17 protein-coding genes and 1 tRNA gene are annotated in these 16,194 nt (G+C 66.5%); 12 read left to right on the plus strand and 6 right to left on the minus strand.

The window, feature by feature from the left end:
- Nucleotides 1–2: 2 nt before the first annotated feature.
- Nucleotides 3–497 carry a MaoC family dehydratase gene (locus ON062_RS09300; protein WP_368859979.1) on the plus strand — a complete coding sequence of 165 codons (495 nt, stop codon included), beginning with the start codon at nt 3–5 and terminating at the stop codon, nt 495–497.
- Nucleotides 494–1,318 carry a CoA ester lyase gene (locus tag ON062_RS09305; protein ID WP_274646858.1) on the plus strand — a complete coding sequence of 275 codons (825 nt, stop codon included), beginning with the start codon at nt 494–496 and terminating at the stop codon, nt 1,316–1,318. The genes ON062_RS09300 and ON062_RS09305 overlap by 4 nt, the downstream gene beginning before the upstream one ends.
- A 16-nt stretch (nt 1,319–1,334) precedes the next feature.
- Here ON062_RS09305 and ON062_RS09310 read toward each other — a convergent pair whose 3' ends face one another.
- Nucleotides 1,335–1,946, minus strand: a complete 612-nt coding sequence (locus ON062_RS09310) for a histidine phosphatase family protein (protein ID WP_274646859.1) — start codon at nt 1,944–1,946, stop codon at nt 1,335–1,337.
- A 50-nt stretch (nt 1,947–1,996) separates the two neighbouring features.
- Nucleotides 1,997–2,842: a Sir2 family NAD-dependent protein deacetylase gene (locus ON062_RS09315; protein WP_274647054.1), complete on the minus strand. Its 846-nt coding sequence runs from the start codon at nt 2,840–2,842 to the stop codon at nt 1,997–1,999.
- A 92-nt stretch (nt 2,843–2,934) separates the two neighbouring features.
- Between ON062_RS09315 and ON062_RS09320 the strand changes: the two genes are divergently transcribed.
- Nucleotides 2,935–3,747 (plus strand): RNA methyltransferase, encoded by an 813-nt coding sequence (locus ON062_RS09320; protein WP_274646860.1) that lies wholly within the window; start codon nt 2,935–2,937, stop codon nt 3,745–3,747.
- 24 nt (nt 3,748–3,771) lie between these two features.
- On the opposite strand, the gene ON062_RS09325 is transcribed toward ON062_RS09320, so the two are convergent.
- Nucleotides 3,772–4,623, minus strand: coding sequence for an SGNH/GDSL hydrolase family protein (locus tag ON062_RS09325; protein WP_274646861.1), 852 nt, complete (start codon nt 4,621–4,623; stop codon nt 3,772–3,774).
- A gap of 99 nt (nt 4,624–4,722) precedes the next feature.
- On the opposite strand from ON062_RS09325, the gene ON062_RS09330 reads away from it, so the two are divergent.
- From ON062_RS09330 to ON062_RS09345, 4 genes are all read left to right on the plus strand, one after another.
- On the plus strand, nt 4,723–6,570 hold the full coding sequence (locus ON062_RS09330; RefSeq protein ID WP_274646862.1) for a DEAD/DEAH box helicase: 1,848 nt from the start codon (nt 4,723–4,725) through the stop codon (nt 6,568–6,570).
- A 128-nt stretch (nt 6,571–6,698) separates the two neighbouring features.
- Nucleotides 6,699–7,799, plus strand: coding sequence for a VIT1/CCC1 family protein (locus tag ON062_RS09335; protein ID WP_274646863.1), 1,101 nt, complete (start codon nt 6,699–6,701; stop codon nt 7,797–7,799).
- Nucleotides 7,800–7,894: 95 nt separating this feature from the next.
- A tRNA-Leu gene (locus tag ON062_RS09340) sits at nt 7,895–7,979 on the plus strand.
- Nucleotides 7,980–8,068: 89 nt separating this feature from the next.
- Entirely contained in the window at nt 8,069–8,569 is a 501-nt protein-coding gene (locus ON062_RS09345; protein ID WP_274647055.1) for a GNAT family N-acetyltransferase, read from the plus strand.
- A gap of 41 nt (nt 8,570–8,610) precedes the next feature.
- Here the strand turns inward: ON062_RS09345 and ON062_RS09350 are convergent, their stop codons facing one another.
- Entirely contained in the window at nt 8,611–9,690 is a 1,080-nt protein-coding gene (locus ON062_RS09350) for a phage tail sheath C-terminal domain-containing protein (RefSeq protein ID WP_274646864.1), read from the minus strand.
- Nucleotides 9,691–9,770: 80 nt separating this feature from the next.
- Between ON062_RS09350 and ON062_RS09355 the strand changes: the two genes are divergently transcribed.
- Nucleotides 9,771–10,187 (plus strand): (deoxy)nucleoside triphosphate pyrophosphohydrolase, encoded by a 417-nt coding sequence (locus tag ON062_RS09355; RefSeq protein ID WP_274646865.1) that lies wholly within the window; start codon nt 9,771–9,773, stop codon nt 10,185–10,187.
- 71 nt (nt 10,188–10,258) lie between these two features.
- Nucleotides 10,259–10,795 carry a peptide-methionine (S)-S-oxide reductase MsrA gene (gene msrA, locus ON062_RS09360; RefSeq protein WP_274646866.1) on the plus strand — a complete coding sequence of 179 codons (537 nt, stop codon included), beginning with the start codon at nt 10,259–10,261 and terminating at the stop codon, nt 10,793–10,795.
- A 9-nt stretch (nt 10,796–10,804) separates the two neighbouring features.
- Here the strand turns inward: msrA and ON062_RS09365 are convergent, their stop codons facing one another.
- Nucleotides 10,805–12,001: a DUF4349 domain-containing protein gene (locus ON062_RS09365; protein WP_274646867.1), complete on the minus strand. Its 1,197-nt coding sequence runs from the start codon at nt 11,999–12,001 to the stop codon at nt 10,805–10,807.
- Nucleotides 11,998–12,555, minus strand: coding sequence for an RNA polymerase sigma factor (locus tag ON062_RS09370; RefSeq protein ID WP_274647056.1), 558 nt, complete (start codon nt 12,553–12,555; stop codon nt 11,998–12,000). The genes ON062_RS09365 and ON062_RS09370 overlap by 4 nt, the downstream gene beginning before the upstream one ends.
- Nucleotides 12,556–12,826: 271 nt before the next feature.
- Here ON062_RS09370 and ON062_RS09375 point away from each other — a divergent pair, with 271 nt between their 5' ends.
- The 3 genes from ON062_RS09375 (at nt 12,827) to leuD (ending at nt 16,169) form a co-directional block, all read left to right on the plus strand.
- Entirely contained in the window at nt 12,827–13,933 is a 1,107-nt protein-coding gene (locus tag ON062_RS09375; protein WP_274646868.1) for a TerC family protein, read from the plus strand.
- 165 nt (nt 13,934–14,098) lie between these two features.
- Nucleotides 14,099–15,571 carry a 3-isopropylmalate dehydratase large subunit gene (gene leuC / locus ON062_RS09380; protein WP_274646869.1) on the plus strand — a complete coding sequence of 491 codons (1,473 nt, stop codon included), beginning with the start codon at nt 14,099–14,101 and terminating at the stop codon, nt 15,569–15,571.
- 1 nt (nt 15,572) lies between these two features.
- Nucleotides 15,573–16,169: a 3-isopropylmalate dehydratase small subunit gene (leuD, locus tag ON062_RS09385; protein WP_274646870.1), complete on the plus strand. Its 597-nt coding sequence runs from the start codon at nt 15,573–15,575 to the stop codon at nt 16,167–16,169.
- Nucleotides 16,170–16,194 lie beyond the last annotated feature (25 nt).

Raw genomic sequence — 16,194 nt, forward strand, 5'->3', positions numbered from 1 at the left:
GAATCGTGAGTGAACTTGTGCAGCGAGGGCGGTACGTCGACGAACTCGAGGTGGGGATGCGCTTCTCGCATCGCCCCGGACGCACCGCGAGCGAAGCTGACAACGTGCTGTTCTCGTCGCTGACGATGAACACGCAGGCGCTGCATCTGGATGCGGCGTACTCCGCCACCCAGCCCTTCGGACAGCGGCTCATGAACTCCATGTGGACGCTCGCCACGTTGGTGGGGGCGTCGGTGTCGCAGGTGACCCAGGGCACCTTGGTTGCACAACTCGGGCTCGACGGCATCCGCTTCCCCGCACCGCTCTTTCACGGGGACACGCTGTACGCCGAGACTGAGATCACGCAGATCCGTCGGTCGGCATCGCGCGAGGGACAGGGGATCGTCACGATGCGACACATCGGTCGCAATCAAGACGGCACCGTTGTGGCGGAGGCCACGCGTACCGCGTTGATGTGGTACTCGGATGCTGCGCCGACGACCGAGGCGTCGTCATGAGCGGCGCAGCCTTCGACCTGGGCCCGGCGCTGCTTTTCTGCCCGGCCGACCGGCCCGAACGCTTCGCGAAGGCGGCCGAGCGTGCCGATGCCGTGATCCTCGACCTTGAAGATGCCGTCGCCCCGGGTGCAAAGGTGGCCGCGCGCGGTGCTCTTATCGAGGCCGAAATCGACCCCGAGCGTGTCATCGTGCGTGTGAATGCCCTGGACTCCGAACACTTTGCCGCCGATATGGCGACGCTGTCGCAGACCGACTTCCGCCGCATCATGGTAGCCAAGGCAGAATCCCCCAAGCGTGTGTCGCGCATCGACGCGCGGTTCGAGGTCATCGCGCTGTGCGAGACGGCGAGAGGAGTCGCGCGTGCAGACCGGCTCGCGGCGGCCGACAACGTCGTGGCCCTGATGTGGGGTGCAGAGGATCTGGTCGCGAGCATCGGCGGTACGTCGAGTCGCACCGAGAGTGGCGTGTATCGCGACGTCGCCCGCTATGCGCGTTCGCGTGTGCTCGTTGAGGCGGCAGCGCGCGGCAAGGCCGCGATTGACGCCGTGCATCTCGACATCGCCGATGCGCAGGGGCTGGCTGCCGAGTCCGCGGACGCGGCGGCATCCGGATTCGCGGCGACCGCGTGCATCCATCCCGCTCAGGTCGAGGTGATCCGGGGCGCATACCGTCCGAAGCCGGAAGAGGTGACGTGGGCGCAGGGGGTGTTGGATGCCGCCTCCCACGCGCCGGGAGTATTCGCGTATCAGGGTCGCATGGTCGATGAGCCCGTCCTCCGTCACGCACGCAGTGTGCTGCAGCGGGCGGTGCACGCTCGCTAAGAGCGACCTGATGGGATCAGACCCGCGCGGGTTCGGGCTTCGACGGTTGCGTGAGCCGCAGCGAGGACTTCTCGAACAAGAACTCGTGCGCTGATCCGTTGGCCAGTCGCTGTCCGACGGGTGGGAACGCCCCCGCGCTGGCGTGTCGCATGACTTCGCGAATCAGTGCGCCGTGTGTCACGACGATCAGCGATGCCTGACGGGGCGCTGTCTGACGTCGAAGATCCGTCACCGCCGCGCCGAGCGCCTGGAGCGCGCGCCGGCGGAGCGCTGGCCAGGGCTCGGCGCCGGGAACCTCAGCGCGGTGCCAGTCGCCCCAGCGCTCGGCGAACTCGCTTGTGCGCACGCCCTCTGCTTCGCCGTACGAGCGCTCGCGAAGCCCGGCATACTGCCGCGGCGCCTCGAGCGCGAGTTCGCGGGCGATGATCTCGGCCGTCTCGCGCGCGCGGGACAGGTCGCTCGAGACGACCACCAGGTGTTCGGTCTCGGCCCTTGTCCTCAGCAGGTTCGCCGCCTCACGCGCCTGCGCGCGACCGGTGTCGTTGAGGGGGATGTCGGTGGAACCCTGGATTCGCTGGTCGAGATTCCAGTCGGTTTCGCCATGGCGGATGAGAGTCAGCGCGGTCACCGGGCGAGCCTACCCGCGCACGCTGGCAGAGCGCTGGAGCCTTGAGAAAGTCAGGATGCTGCGCCCAGCATCCTGGCAAGAGCACCCAGAACTTCGCTTGTTCCCGCGTTCACCTTGACCGTCGCCCGGTTGTCGCCCCGAGTGATGCCCCGGTTGATGATCACCACCGGCAGGCGTCGCCGACGCGCGCGCTCCAACAGGCGGATGCCCGAGTTGACGACCAGTGATGACCCCGCGATGATCAGCGCCTCGCTGGAGTGAACCAACTGTTCGGCTTCGCGGAACTTCTCGGCGGGAATGTACTCGCCGAAGAAAACGACGTCGGGCTTCAGCATCCCGCCGCACACGCTGCAGTCGGGGACGATGAAACCGTCGGTGCTCTCGGGGATGACGTCGCCGTCCGGGCCGAGCGGGACGTTCTCGGGGACCATGATCCACGGGTTCTGGGCCTCGACGCGCTGAGCGAGATCGCGGCGGTCGAACACCTGCCCGCAACGCGTACAGAACACGCGGCGCATCGTGCCGTGCAACTCGACGACGCGACGGGAGCCTGCGCGCACATGCAGTCCGTCGACGTTCTGGGTCACGACACCGGTGACGATGCCATGCGACTCCAGGCGCGAGAGCGCTCGGTGGCCCTCGTTGGGATCAGCCCCGGCGAACGCCTGCCAACCCAAGTGCGAACCCACCCAGTACCTGCGCCGCGCAGCCTCACTGGAGAGGTATTGATCCACCGTGATGGGTGTGCGGGTGGGAGCACCCTGCCCGCGATAGTCGGGGATGCCCGAATCTGTCGAGACGCCCGCTCCGGTGAGGACGGCGATGCGCCGGCCGTCCAATGCCGCGGCGGCGTCGGCGATCACTTCCGCCAGTTCGGCGTCGAGTGGAGAGACCATCGTCACGCGCGTTCCCCCTTCGCACCCGAGTGTATGCCCGTTGCTTTTCGGGGATGTTACGCGGCGGCGTTTCGCTCTGTCACAGTGGAGGGATGCCCGTGGTGCCAATCGACCGTGCCGATGACCCTCGAATCGCCGATTTTCGCGACTTGACGGATGTCGCATTGCGGCGTGTGCGCGAACCCGAGGAAGGGCTGTACATCGCCGAGTCCGCGAAGGTGATCGCCCGCGCTTTGGGCGCTGGCCACCAGCCCCGCTCAGTGCTCGCGCAAGAGAAGTGGCTGCCCGACGTTGCCGCGCTGTTGGAGCAGCACGCAGACATCCCCGTGTACCTGGTGTCATCTGCGATCGCCGAACAGATCACCGGCTACACCGTGCACCGCGGCGCATTGGCGGCAATGCACCGGCCTGCGCTGCCCCGTGTCACGGACGTCGTGGCGGGTGCGCGGCTGGTGGTCATCCTCGAGGACATCATGGATCACACCAACGTGGGTGCGATCTTCCGTGCGGCCGCCGGCCTCGGGGCCGATGCCGTGTTGGTGAGCCCACGGTGTGCCGATCCCCTGTATCGGCGGTCGGTGCGCGTGAGCATGGGGACGGTTTTTCAAGTGCCGTGGACGCGGATTCCCGAGTGGCGCGAGGCGCGGGGCATGCTGCACGATGCGGGTCTGCACCTGGCCGCGCTTGCGCTGTCGGACGATGCGGTGTCCCTCGATGAGTTCGTCGCAAACCGACCCCAGGGAGTCGCTCTCATGCTGGGTGCCGAAGGTGACGGACTGAGTCCGCGCGCCCTCGCCGCGGCCGACACCGTTGTGACGATCCCGATGGCCGGCGGGGTGGATTCCCTCAACGTGGCCGCGGCGAGCGCGGTCGCCCTGTGGGCTTTGCGGCCAAGCGCCTCCTAAGGTGGCGCTCCCTCCGAGGCGCGGCTACTCCTGTGCGTCCGGCGCGTCGTCCGCGCTGTCGAGCACGACGTACGGCGCGGCATCCGGTCGCTTTGCGCTCACGAAATCCCCCGACGACTGGTGACGCAGGCGGCGCAGCACCCACGGAACAAGGTGGGTCCGCGCCCACACGAGGTCGACCGCGCGGGCCTCGCGCCATGTCTGGCTGGGAAGGGGATCCGGGGTCATCGGCTGCAGGTCGTTCGGCACGTTGAGGGCGCGCAGGACCATGCGCGCGACTTCGTGGTGCCCCAGTGGGTTCATGTGCAGGCGGTCGTCGTCGAAGAACCGCATGTCCTGGATCTCTTTGAGCGCCCACTGATCGGCGACGATGCAGTCGTATCGGTCGGCAATCGCGCGGATGTTTTCGTTGTAGATGGCGACTTTGCCGCGGATGCCGCGGAAGACCGGCGTGAAGTTCGTGTCGATGCCGGTGAAGACGACAACGGTGGCTCCGCCCTCGGACAGACGCACCACGGCGTCCTCGAACAACTCCGCGACGCGGTCGGGGTCACCGCCCGGGCGGATCACATCGTTTCCGCCCGCCGAAAAGGTGACCAGATCGGGTTGCAGGTCCACGGCCGCCTGGAGTTGGCCATCGATGATCTGCTGAATCAACTTGCCGCGGATGGCGAGGTTCGCATAGGCGAAGTCGTCGACCTGGCTCGAGAGCACCTCGGCGACACGGTCCGCCCACCCTCGATGCCCACCCGGTGCTGAGGGTTCGGGATCGCCGATCCCTTCCGTGAACGAATCGCCCAGAGCGACGTAGCGACGCCACGGGTGTGGTTCTTCATTGGGGACGTACGGACTGCGGTTGTCGTCGCGGTCGTTCATGATGCTCCTCGGCTCGTAACCGATGCTCAGGCTATCGCGCATCATGTCTGCGACGTCGTTTATTGTGGTGACTCGTTGTCTGCTGTCGGGGGAGGTGCGGTGCACGAGGAAGATGCGCGGGAGCACCGCGACGAGCAGCCGCACATCGGTAGCTTCGCTGCAGAGCACCTGTCGCCTTCGTTCCCGCAGCGTGCGCCGTGGGGTACCGCGCAACGGTTGCGCGCGTGGCAAGCAGAAGCGCTCGACCTCTACTTCGAGTCAGACGGCCCCGACGGGGTGGGGAACGGGCCGCGGGACTTCCTTGCTGCGGCAACGCCGGGCGCTGGCAAGACGACATTCGCTCTGCGATTGGCCAGTGAACTGCTGCGCCGACGCGTCGTCGATCGGATCGTCGTCGTCGCCCCCACCGAGCACCTGAAGACGCAGTGGGCAGACGCCGCAGCGCGCGTATCGATCCGTCTCGACCCCGCGTTCAGTAATCGCCACTTCGCTCCGGCACGTCAGTACCACGGCGTGGCCGTCACCTACGCGCAAGTGGCCGTGAAGGCGTCGGTCCACCAGCGTTTGGTGATGGATGCCCGGACTCTGGTGATCCTCGATGAGGTGCATCACGGGGGAGACGCGCTCAGTTGGGGCGACGCGTTGCGCGAAGCATACGGGCGCGCCACGCGCCGACTTCTGCTGTCCGGAACGCCGTTCCGCAGCGACACCGCTCCCATCCCGTTCGTGGAGTATCACCCGGACGCCAAGGGCATCCGTCTCTCACGCACCGACTACGCCTACGGGTACCGGCGTGCGCTCGAGGACGGCGTCGTCCGCCCGGTGATCTTCATGGTCTATGCGGGCCACATGCGATGGCGCACGAAGACCGGCGACGAGATGGAAGCCCATCTGGGGCAGGACAACACCAAAGACATCACGTCTCAAGCGTGGCGCACGGCTCTCGATCCCGAAGGGGAGTGGATCCCGGCGGTGCTGCGATCCGCCGACCGGCGGCTGACCGAAGTGCGAGAGCAGGTGCCCGACGCCGGCGGTCTCGTCATTGCGACCGATCAGACCGCAGCGCGCGCCTACGCCGAGATACTGCACGGCATCACGGGGGAGCGCCCCACCGTCGTCCTCTCGGACGAGGCCGAGGCGTCTAGCCGGATCGAGACGTTCTCCGGTTCTGACGCTCGGTGGATGGTCGCCGTGCGCATGGTGTCGGAGGGCGTCGATGTTCCTCGGCTCGCCGTTGGGGTGTACGCCACCTCGGCATCCACTCCACTGTTCTTCGCGCAGGCGATCGGACGCTTCGTGCGCGCGCGTCGCCGTGGCGAGACGGCGAGCGTGTTCCTCCCGAACGTGCCGCAGTTGCTCGCGTTGGCCAACGAGCTTGAACGTCAGCGCGATCACGCGCTGGATCGCGAGAGCGACGGCGATGAGTGGAACGCCGAAGAAGACCTGATGAACGCGGCCGAGCGTGAGGACAAGGCATCGGACGCGCTCACCGAAGAGTTCACGTATCAGCCGCTCGGTTCCCTCGCGCACTTCGATCGCGTCCTGTTCGACGGCAAGGAGTTCGGTCAACTCGCCGTTCCCGGCACTCCCGAGGAAGAAGAGTTCCTCGGGCTTCCTGGCCTGCTCGAGCCGGAACACGTGCATGAGCTCCTGATGCAGCGGCAGTCACGCCAGAGCCGCCACCGACGCACGCGCGAAGCGAGCGAAGCCGGCGGGGCGCCCCCCGCGAGCGAGGATACGATCCCGGCTCCGCTGCACCGCACACTCAAAGAACAGCGCCAGTTGCTCAACAGTCTTGTGGGACTGTACGCGCGCCAGTCAGGTGAAGCGCACGGACTCGTACACGCCGAACTTCGTCGCGTCTGCGGCGGGCCAGCGGTCTCTCACGCGACGGTGGCGCAGCTGCAATCCCGCATCGATCTGCTGCGCGGTCGCATCCGTTCCTGAGGGAGCCGTTCGGGAATCCGAAATGCTGGCAATCGGGTTGTTCTGAGCCTTCTGCCTCGGGCTGATCAGTAGCGTGGATGCCGTCGCTGGGCATGCACATCAGCGACCTACCGAGACCAAGGAGACCCATGAACGCCTCCGCACTTCCTGCGAGTGCGCCCACGCCCGCTGACCGCCGCCGCTGGGCGCGTTACCTCGTCGACGAGCGCTCCGAGGCGGATGTCTACCGTCGACTCGGGCATCGTCGCACCGGCGAGGAGCGCGAGATTCTACTGGCGCTCGCCGAGGCCGAGGGGCGTCACGAGGCCCACTGGCTCGAGCTGCTCGGGGGAGAGCCCGCGCGACTGCCGTCACCGGGCTTGCGTACACGGGCGCTGGGTTGGATGGCCTCACGTTTCGGTTCGATCTTTGTGCTGGCGTTGGCGCAAAACGCCGAGGCTCGCTCGCCGTATGACGACGACCCGCACGCCACGGCGGCGATGGCCGCCGACGAGAAAGTGCACTACGAGGTCGTGCGCGGCCTGGCTGCCCGTGGGCGACGCCGACTGTCGGGTACCTTCCGTGCTGCGGTGTTCGGGGCGAATGACGGTCTCGTGAGCAACTTGGCTCTCGTCATGGGCATCGGGGCGACCGGGGTTGCGCCGCAGTTCGTCTTGTTCAGCGGTGTCGCCGGATTGCTCGCAGGCGCGTTGTCGATGGGAGCGGGTGAGTTCGTCTCGGTGCGCTCGCAACGTGAGCTGTTGGCGGCGACACAGCCCAGTGACTATGCCAATGCGACGCTGAACGACCTCGATCTCGACGCGAATGAACTGGCGCTCGTCTATCGCACCCGCGGGATGGCGCCCGAAGAAGCCCTCAAACGCGCGCGAGTCGTAGTGGGGGATGCCCAGGGCGGCCACGCGCCCGCCCCTGAGCCTGTCGTGGTCGACGGTGAAGACGACGACGAGGTGGTGGGAAGCGCCTGGCGCGCCGCGACGTCGAGCTTCCTGTTCTTCGCTTCGGGCGCCATCATCCCGGTTCTGCCGTGGATCCTCGGGCTCTCGGGTCTCGCAGCGATCATTCTTGCGCTGGTCCTGGTGGGTGTTGCGCTCATGGCGACGGGCGCGACCGTGGGTGTGCTCTCGGGCGGACCGCCCCTGAAGCGTGCGTTGCGTCAGCTCGCGATCGGCTTCGCCGCAGCGGCGGTCACCTACGCGCTCGGTCTGCTGTTCGGCGTGTCGACGGCGTAGGCTGCGCGCGACCGCCGTCATGCGTCGCCGATTCGTTCTCGCGCCCGGCTCATGGTAATGTCGTTCCTCGGTTGCAAAACCGAAAAACACCACCTGCGCGGGTGGCGGAATAGGTAGACGCGCTAGCTTGAGGTGCTAGTGCCCGTATAGGGCGTGGGGGTTCAAGTCCCCCCTCGCGCACAGAATGAACAGCCCCGACCTGGGATCCCCGGGCCGGGGCTGTTTCGTTTCGTCAGGCCCTCGCTGGGTAGGCTCGAACGGTGAAACCGATCTGGATCGATGACACCAGCACACTGCGCGAAGCGCGCCCGGATGATGCCGCCGGCATCCTGTCGTGCATCCATGCGCTCGCGGTTTACGAACGCGAGCCGGATGCCGTCGAGAACACCGTCGAGCTGTTGAGCGAGACGCTCTTTGGCGAGCAGCCGCGTGCGTACGCGCACGTCGTCGAGCGCGAAGGTGTGATCGTGGGTATTGCGATCTGGTTTCTTACCTACTCGACGTGGACCGGACGGCACGGCATCTGGCTCGAGGATCTCTACGTCGATGAGGCACAGCGGGGCCGCGGCTACGGGAAGGCGCTCATTGCATCCTTGGCGTCGGTGTGCGCCGAACGTGGCTATTCGCGTCTGGAGTGGACGGTCCTCGACTGGAACGCGCCCTCGATCGCCTTCTACCGGTCGATCGGCGCGACCCCGATGGACGAATGGACCACGCAGCGGCTCGACGGCGACGCGCTGTCTTCGCTGGCGGGTGCACACCACGCCTGATCGCGCACGTTGTGTGAGTGCACGGATCACGCAACTCCCGCTCAGTGCCTGGCTGCGGTGAGCACGACGCGGATCACGGTGAACTCCGCGGGTCTGAGCAGCGCCAGGCCGATTTCCACGATGAGCCGCCCGTTCGTTCGATCGACCACGGTCATCACCGTGTGGTCGCAGCGGACGAAGAAGCACTCGTCCCGGGTGCCTCCCGCGAACGCGCCTCGTCGATAGAGTTCATCCAGGAACGCATCGACGCTCGCTCGCACGCGCACCCACAGGGGCTGGTCATTCGGCTCGAACACCGTCCAATCAAGTCCGCGCGCCACGCTTCGTTCGACGTACCGCGCGGTTCGGCGAACGGCGATGTAGCGCCATTCGGGATCGGATGCCGTTGTGCGTGCACCCCACAGCACGGTGCCCGTCCCCGGAAAGTGTCGGATCACGTTGACACCTAAGGGGGTCAGCAGCGCCTGTTCGTCGCTGCTGACGGTCCGCGCCGGTTCCGCGCTCCACACCCGGGCATCCCGACCGGCCGGAGCCGCCCACACGCCGCGAGTGAGGTCCGTCGATGCGATGACCCCTGCCACGGCGCCCAGGCCGGTGCTCGCGGCGTGAGACGCCCGACGACGCAGGCGAGGCCAGTACAGCGCTACGTCGGCGCCCGCGGCGCCCAGCTCGCTGTCGGCACCACCTCGCAGCGCGCGGTGCGCTGCCCGGGCATCCGCCCAATCCTTCTCGACCAGCAGCATCGCTCCACAACGCGCGGCGCCGGCGGCCGCGGCAGCGATCACCGAGGGGTCCGGGGGAGGATCGGCGATCACCGCGACCAGGCTCACGTCGTCGGAGAGCTGCTCCGCGGCGCGACGCACGGTGTGTGCGTCGACAGCGGCGACAGCTGCGATCCAGGTGACCGCACCGCCGTTGGCGAAGTAATCCTCTACGGCGCGTCCGAGCACGGAGTCCCCTGGCCAGCTTCGCTGAAAATCCCTCAGTGATGTGACGAGGCGGGCGCTCGATGGGCGTTCGGCCTGCCCGATGAACGCGGTGACACTCGTCGGTGCGCCCGGGATCGGCTGAGGCTCGGCGGGAACCTCTTCGACATACACGCCCGGCGTCTGATAGCTCATAGTGCCCCTGCCCGAGCCTGGACCGGGCGTCGTGCGGTGTCAAGGCCGCCAGGATGCTGCGGTCGGCGTAGCCTGGGCGCGTGTCCACCACGCGCCCGCAGCCGCTGATCGTCGTCGCCGCCGTGGTCACCGACAACGCGCGCGTGTTGGCGTGCCGTCGCGCGCCGGGACGGACGAGTGCTGGATTGTGGGAGTTCCCGGGTGGCAAGGTCGAAGACGGTGAGGCCGAGGCGGACGCACTGATCCGCGAGATCCGGGAAGAACTCGGGGTCGAAATTCACGTCGGCGCCCACCTCACAACCGACGACACGCGTCTCGGATCGCGCACGATCCGCCTCGTGTGCTTTCGTGCGACGCTCAAGGGTGCGCTGCCCGTCAGCAGCACCGATCACGACGCGATGCGTTGGCTCCGCCGCGATGAGTTACGCGAGGTGAGATGGGCCGCGCCGGATCTCCCCGCCGTTCTTCTGCTCGAACATGAAGCGCCGAAGACGTGACACGATGCCCGCCGGGAACAGAACGGGCACGACCGCCGTTGACCCTCACAGACCGACACACGGGAGTGAACATGACCGACACCGGAAGCATCACGCGCACGCCGGGAACCGAGACCGCCATCCTCGCCGGAGGCTGTTTCTGGGGTATGGAGGATCTCATCCGTCGACAGCCAGGTGTCCTGCAGACGCGAGTGGGCTACACCGGCGGGCAGAACGATCACGCCACCTACCGCAACCACCCGGGTCACGCCGAGGCCGTAGAGATCGTCTTCGACCCGGCGAAGACCACGTACCGCGACATTCTGGCATTCTTCTTCCAGATCCATGATCCCTCGACGCTGAATCGTCAGGGCAACGACATCGGTACCAGCTATCGCTCCGCGATCTTCCCGCTGTCACCTGAGCAAGAAACGACGGCCCGCGAGACCATCGCCGACGTGGATGCGTCGGGCCTGTGGCCGGGCGCCGCTGTCACCACCATCGAGCCCGCAGGCCCCTTCTGGCAGGCAGAGCCCGAGCATCAGGACTATCTGCTGCGCTACCCCAACGGGTACACGTGCCACTTCCCGCGAGCGGGATGGGTATTACCCCAGCGACAGGGTGCGTAGGCATCACGGTCACTTCGCTGGCTGATCGGCGTCGCCTTCCTCGTCTGAGTGGGTCGATGTCGATGCGGCCGGCGTCGCCGCGTGATCTGACGTCGGTCGAGCGCGGCGCGCACGAATGACAAGCCAGACGATGAGGCCGGCGATCGCGATGACGGCGAGCCACGGCAGCAAGAACCCCAGGGCGATCACGATCCCGTTGAGCGTGGCGATCAGGCCGTTCCATCCAGCCACGACCCCGTCGGTGAACCCGGCGGGGTCTGCCTCGACGGGTTCTTCCTCGGCGACGAGAGTGACGGTCAGCGTCGACATCGCGACCTGACCCTCGAGATATTCCAGCTGCTGCTGGTAGGACTCGAGGAGAGCCTGGCGCTCCGCGAGGGCCGACTCTGCGGTCAGGAGGTCTGCGACATCCTCCGCCTCGGACATCAGCGCGAGCAGGCGGTCGACAGATGCCTCGGCTGCGTCGATGCGGGCGCGCAGGTCGACAGCTTGGTCTGTGACGTCCGTGCGATCCACCGAGGTCGATGTCACGTCACCGATCGCGGAGAGCTCGCGAACCATTCCATCCAATTCGTCTGCCGGGACGCGGACCGAGATCCAAGCGCCGTCCTGCACATAGGGATACGGCATCGAGACGTAGTCCGACGCATCGTCGGTGTATGCCCGCCCGCTCGACGAGCCAACGCTCATCGACTCGACGTAGCCGTCTCGGTCGCGGGCGGCGTCGGCGACGGTGATAGCTGCGTCTTCGACGTCATCGACGACCACCGTGGCCGAGGCGGTGGCGATGATCTCGCGGTCCGCTGCACCGGGCATCCCGCCATCGAGGGACTCCTCCCTCGCCGTCGACATCGATGAGTCCGCGCCGCTCAAGTCTTCGGCGACGATGCCACTACCGGGCATGCTCTCGATCTCGATTCCGCCGATGTCAGGCGCGACGGCTGCTTCGTCGCTGCTGGAGAACGACGTTCCGGTCACGAGCCCGGTGACGCTCGGAGCGATGACGGCGGCGACCACGATGACAGCGGCCGCAGCCGCGCCGCCGAGCCACCATCGACCGCGGCGCGCGCGGCGGGCCTTGCGGTCAGCGGCGATCGAGGAAAACAGTGCGCGCTCCATCTGGTCGACGCGCTCATCCGACAGTTCGGGGAGAGCGTCTTCATGCTCTCGCGAAGTGCCAGTGGCGCTTTCAGGGGTGTCGTTCATGAGCTCTCCTCGAGGGATGTCCGCAGGCGCGTGCGGATGCGGGAGAGACGATTGCGCACGACGCCGTGACTGATGCCGAGTTCGTCGGCGGCCGCTTGATAGGCGTACCCCTCCGTCGCGCACAATCGGAAGATGTCGCGGTCCAGCGCCGACAGGTGCGCGACCTCGCGCACGATGCGTGAGGCGAAGTCGGCGTCGATCACCTGCTGCTCGACGTCGATCGTCGCCGGCAGCGTTTCCTCGGCCGCGGCGGTGGTGTGCGTGCGGTCGCGCTGCTGACGACGAATACGGTTTGCCGATTGGAAGCGGCAGATCGTGACCAGCCACGGCAACAGCGACTCTCCAGCCAGTTCGAGGCCGGGGAGCTTGCGCCACGCGGCCAGGAAGGTCTCCTGCGTCACGTCCTCGGCATCGGACGCATTTCCGACCAGCCGATGCGCGAGCCAGTACACCGGCCGCACGTACGCGCGGTACAGCGTTCGGAAGGCGACATCGCTCCCGCTCGCGGCCTCTGCCACGAGTGTTGCGTCATCGATCCCGCTCGGCTGGGTCATCGTCATCCTGTCTTCGCCGCGCCCTTACGTCGTGGCCTCATTGTCTCTCACCGCTGAAGTGTCCGGTGTGTGGCATCCGTCTCACTTTGATTTCGCGATCGGCCGGGCGCCGTCCCCTGTATCCTGATGCGAGCGAGAGGGAGTATCCCGTCAATCGCGCGTTCGTCATCACGGGATGCCCAGACCTCCCCGGGCGCGCACCGTGCCGGTCGGCGCGGGGGAGAGACTTTCGGCGAATCGTCGCACCTGCCCCCATCTCGAAAGGCCCGCTGTGGACCTGGAACTTCCGTTGTGGTTCGAAGTCGGATCGCTGGTTGTGCTCACTCTGATCTTGGTCGCGGACCTGTTGATCATCCTGAAGCGCCCGCACATCCCCTCCGCGAAAGAGTCGACGCTGTGGGTGGTGTTCTACGTGAGCCTCGCCCTCGTGTTCGCGCTGCTGATGTGGATTTTCGCTGGCGGCGAGTACGCGGGGCAGTTCGTGGCCGGGTGGCTCACGGAGTACAGCCTGTCGATCGACAATCTGTTCGTTTTCGTGCTGATCATGAGCCAATTCGCGGTACCGCGCCGATATCAGCAGGAAGTCCTGATGGTGGGCATCATCATCGCGCTCGTCCTCCGCGGCCTGTTCATCCTCGCCGGGGCCGCAATCATCGAGCAGTTCAGTTGGGTGTTCTACATCTTCGGGGCTTTCCTCGTCTGGACGGCTTGGCGTCAAGCGTTCCCTGGTGGCGACCATGACGACGAGGTGCAACGAGAGAACTTCATCGTTCGGATGCTGCGGCGCACGATCGACATCACCGACCACTACGACGGGGCGAAGATTCGCACGGTGGTGAACGGCAAGAAGATGTGGACGCCGATGATCATCGTCTTCGTCGCGATCGGAGTCACTGATCTGCTGTTCGCCGTCGACTCGATCCCGGCCATCTTCGGCATCACCCAAAGCCCGTTCATCGTCTTCACGGCAAACATCTTCGCGCTCATGGGCCTGCGCCAGCTGTACTTCCTGCTCGGCGACCTGCTCGATCGCCTGCGCTACCTGCACTACGGGATCGCCTTCATCCTCGGATTCATCGGTGTGAAGCTCGTGCTGCATGCGATGCACGTCAACGAACTCCCGTTCATCAACGGCGGCGAGCACATCGAGTGGGCTCCCGAGATCTCGACGTGGGCATCGCTCGGCGTCATCGTGGTCTCGATGGCCGTTGCAACCATCGCGAGCCTCGTGGCCTCTCGTCGGGAGCAGGCGGCAGTGACTCCGGATGCCGCGGCGGCCGCCGTCGCGGAAGAGAAGGGCACTCCATCCACTGTGGATGATGCCGCGATCGCGGATGTGGCCGCCGCGCCCGACGAGGGGCCGCGCGAACAGAAGTAGGGGTCCGCATCTGGCGCGGTGCAGCCGGAGTCGGGACGGTGGTAGCCTGGCACCGTGCGGATCGCTCGCCTTCTCCTTAGCGGCCGCGACGAGTCCTAGTCCCAGGCCTCCCTCGTCGCGGAGTATCGTCGCGGGCTTGATTCCCTCTTCCTGGAGAACAGAGCAATGACTACCACTGACGCCGTCATCCCCGATCGTCCCCGTACTCTCGCTGAGAAGGTCTGGGAAGATCACCTCGTCGTGAAGGGCGAAGACGGGCAACCCGATCTCATCTACATCGACCTGCACCTCGTCCACGAGGTCACCAGCCCACAGGCTTTCGATGGCCTGCGCGCCGAGCAGCGCCCCGTGCGACGGCTCGATCTGACGATCGCGACCGAAGATCACAACACGCCGACGCTCGACATCGACAAGCCAATTGCTGATCTCACCAGCCGCACCCAGATCGAGACTCTGCGTCGTAACGCCGAGGAGTTCGGCGTTCGTCTGCATTCCCTGGGCGACAAGGAGCAGGGCATCGTCCACGTCGTCGGGCCTCAGCTTGGCCTCACGATGCCGGGCATCACGGTCGTCTGCGGCGATAGCCACACTTCCACGCACGGCGCCTTCGGCGCGATGGCGTTCGGCATCGGCACGAGTGAGGTCGAGCACGTCCTGGCGACGCAGACCCTGCCGCTGAAGCCCTTCAAGACGATGGCGATCACCGTCGAGGGCGAGTTGCGCCCCGGTGTAACGGCCAAGGACATCGTGCTTGCCGTCATCGCGAAGCTCGGCGCCAACGGCGGCCAGGGCTACGTCCTGGAGTTCCGCGGCAGCGCGATCCGTGCCCTGTCGATGGAAGGTCGCATGACGATCTGCAACATGTCGATTGAGGCGGGCGCGCGCGCCGGCATGGTTGCGCCCGATGAGACCACGTTCGACTACGTCAAGGGTCGCGACCACGCTCCCACCGGCACCGACTGGGACGAGGCTGTTGCCTACTGGCGCACGCTTCCCAGCGACGAAGGCGCTGTCTACGACGCCGAGATCTTCCTCGACGCGGGCGAACTCGAGCCCTTCGTGACGTGGGGAACGAACCCTGGTCAAGGAGCGTCACTCAGCGCCGCGGTGCCGGACCCGGCATCCTTCACGGACCCCAATGAGCGCGTCGCAGCCGAGCGCGCGCTGGAATACATGGACCTTCAGGCGGGCACCCCGCTCAAGGAAGTTCCGGTCGACGCCGTCTTCATGGGCTCGTGCACGAACAGTCGCATCGAAGATCTGCGCGCCTTCGCATCGGTGATCCGCGGTCGTACCAAGGCAGACGGAGTGCGAGTGATGGTCGTGCCCGGCTCGGCACGTGTGCGGCTGGAAGCCGAGGCGGAGGGATTGGACAAGGTCTTCCTCGAGTTCGGCGCCGAATGGCGGTTCGCAGGATGTTCGATGTGCCTCGGCATGAACCCTGACCAGCTCGCCCCCGGAGAACGCTGCGCCTCGACAAGTAATCGCAACTTCGAGGGCCGGCAAGGGAAGGGCGGGCGCACGCACCTGGTGTCGCCACTGGTCGCGGCGGCGACCGCCGTGAAGGGCACGTTGGCAAGCCCCAGCGACCTCGCGCCCATCGATGAGACCGTTTCGACGCAGACAGTGGAGGCCTGACATGGAGAAGTTCACCACTCACACCGGTGTGGCCGCGCCTCTTCGCCGCTCGGCCGTCGATACCGACCAGATCATCCCTGCCGTGTACCTCAAGCGCGTGACGAAGACCGGATTCGAGGATGCCCTGTTCGCCAACTGGCGCCAAGATCCGGAGTTCGTGCTGAATCAGCCCGCCTACCAAGGCGCAAGCGTGCTGGTGGCCGGACCTGACTTCGGTACCGGATCCAGCCGCGAGCACGCCGTCTGGGCACTGCGCGATTTCGGCTTCTCCGTGGTCCTGAGCCCGAAGTTCGCGGACATCTTCCGCGGCAATGCGGGCAAGCAAGGGCTCGTGACCGGCGTCATCACCGAGGCCGAGGTCGAGCAGATCTGGTCGCTCCTCGAGGCGGAGCCGGGCACTGCGATGACCGTTGACCTCGTCGCCCGCACGGCGACTGTGGGCACGTTCAGCGTCGGATTCGAGATCGACGATTACACTAGGTGGCGGCTCCTCGAAGGGCTCGACGACATCGGGCTGACACTGCGGAACGAAGACAAGATCTCGCAGTTCGAGGCGCGCCGTGAGGCGTGGCGGCCACGGACACTGCCTGTCCGATAGTCGCGCGAGCGCTGCCCCACCCGGG

Origin of the sequence: Microbacterium sp. C7(2022) (genome assembly GCF_028823665.1) — a bacterium.
Classification (GTDB): domain Bacteria; phylum Actinomycetota; class Actinomycetes; order Actinomycetales; family Microbacteriaceae; genus Microbacterium.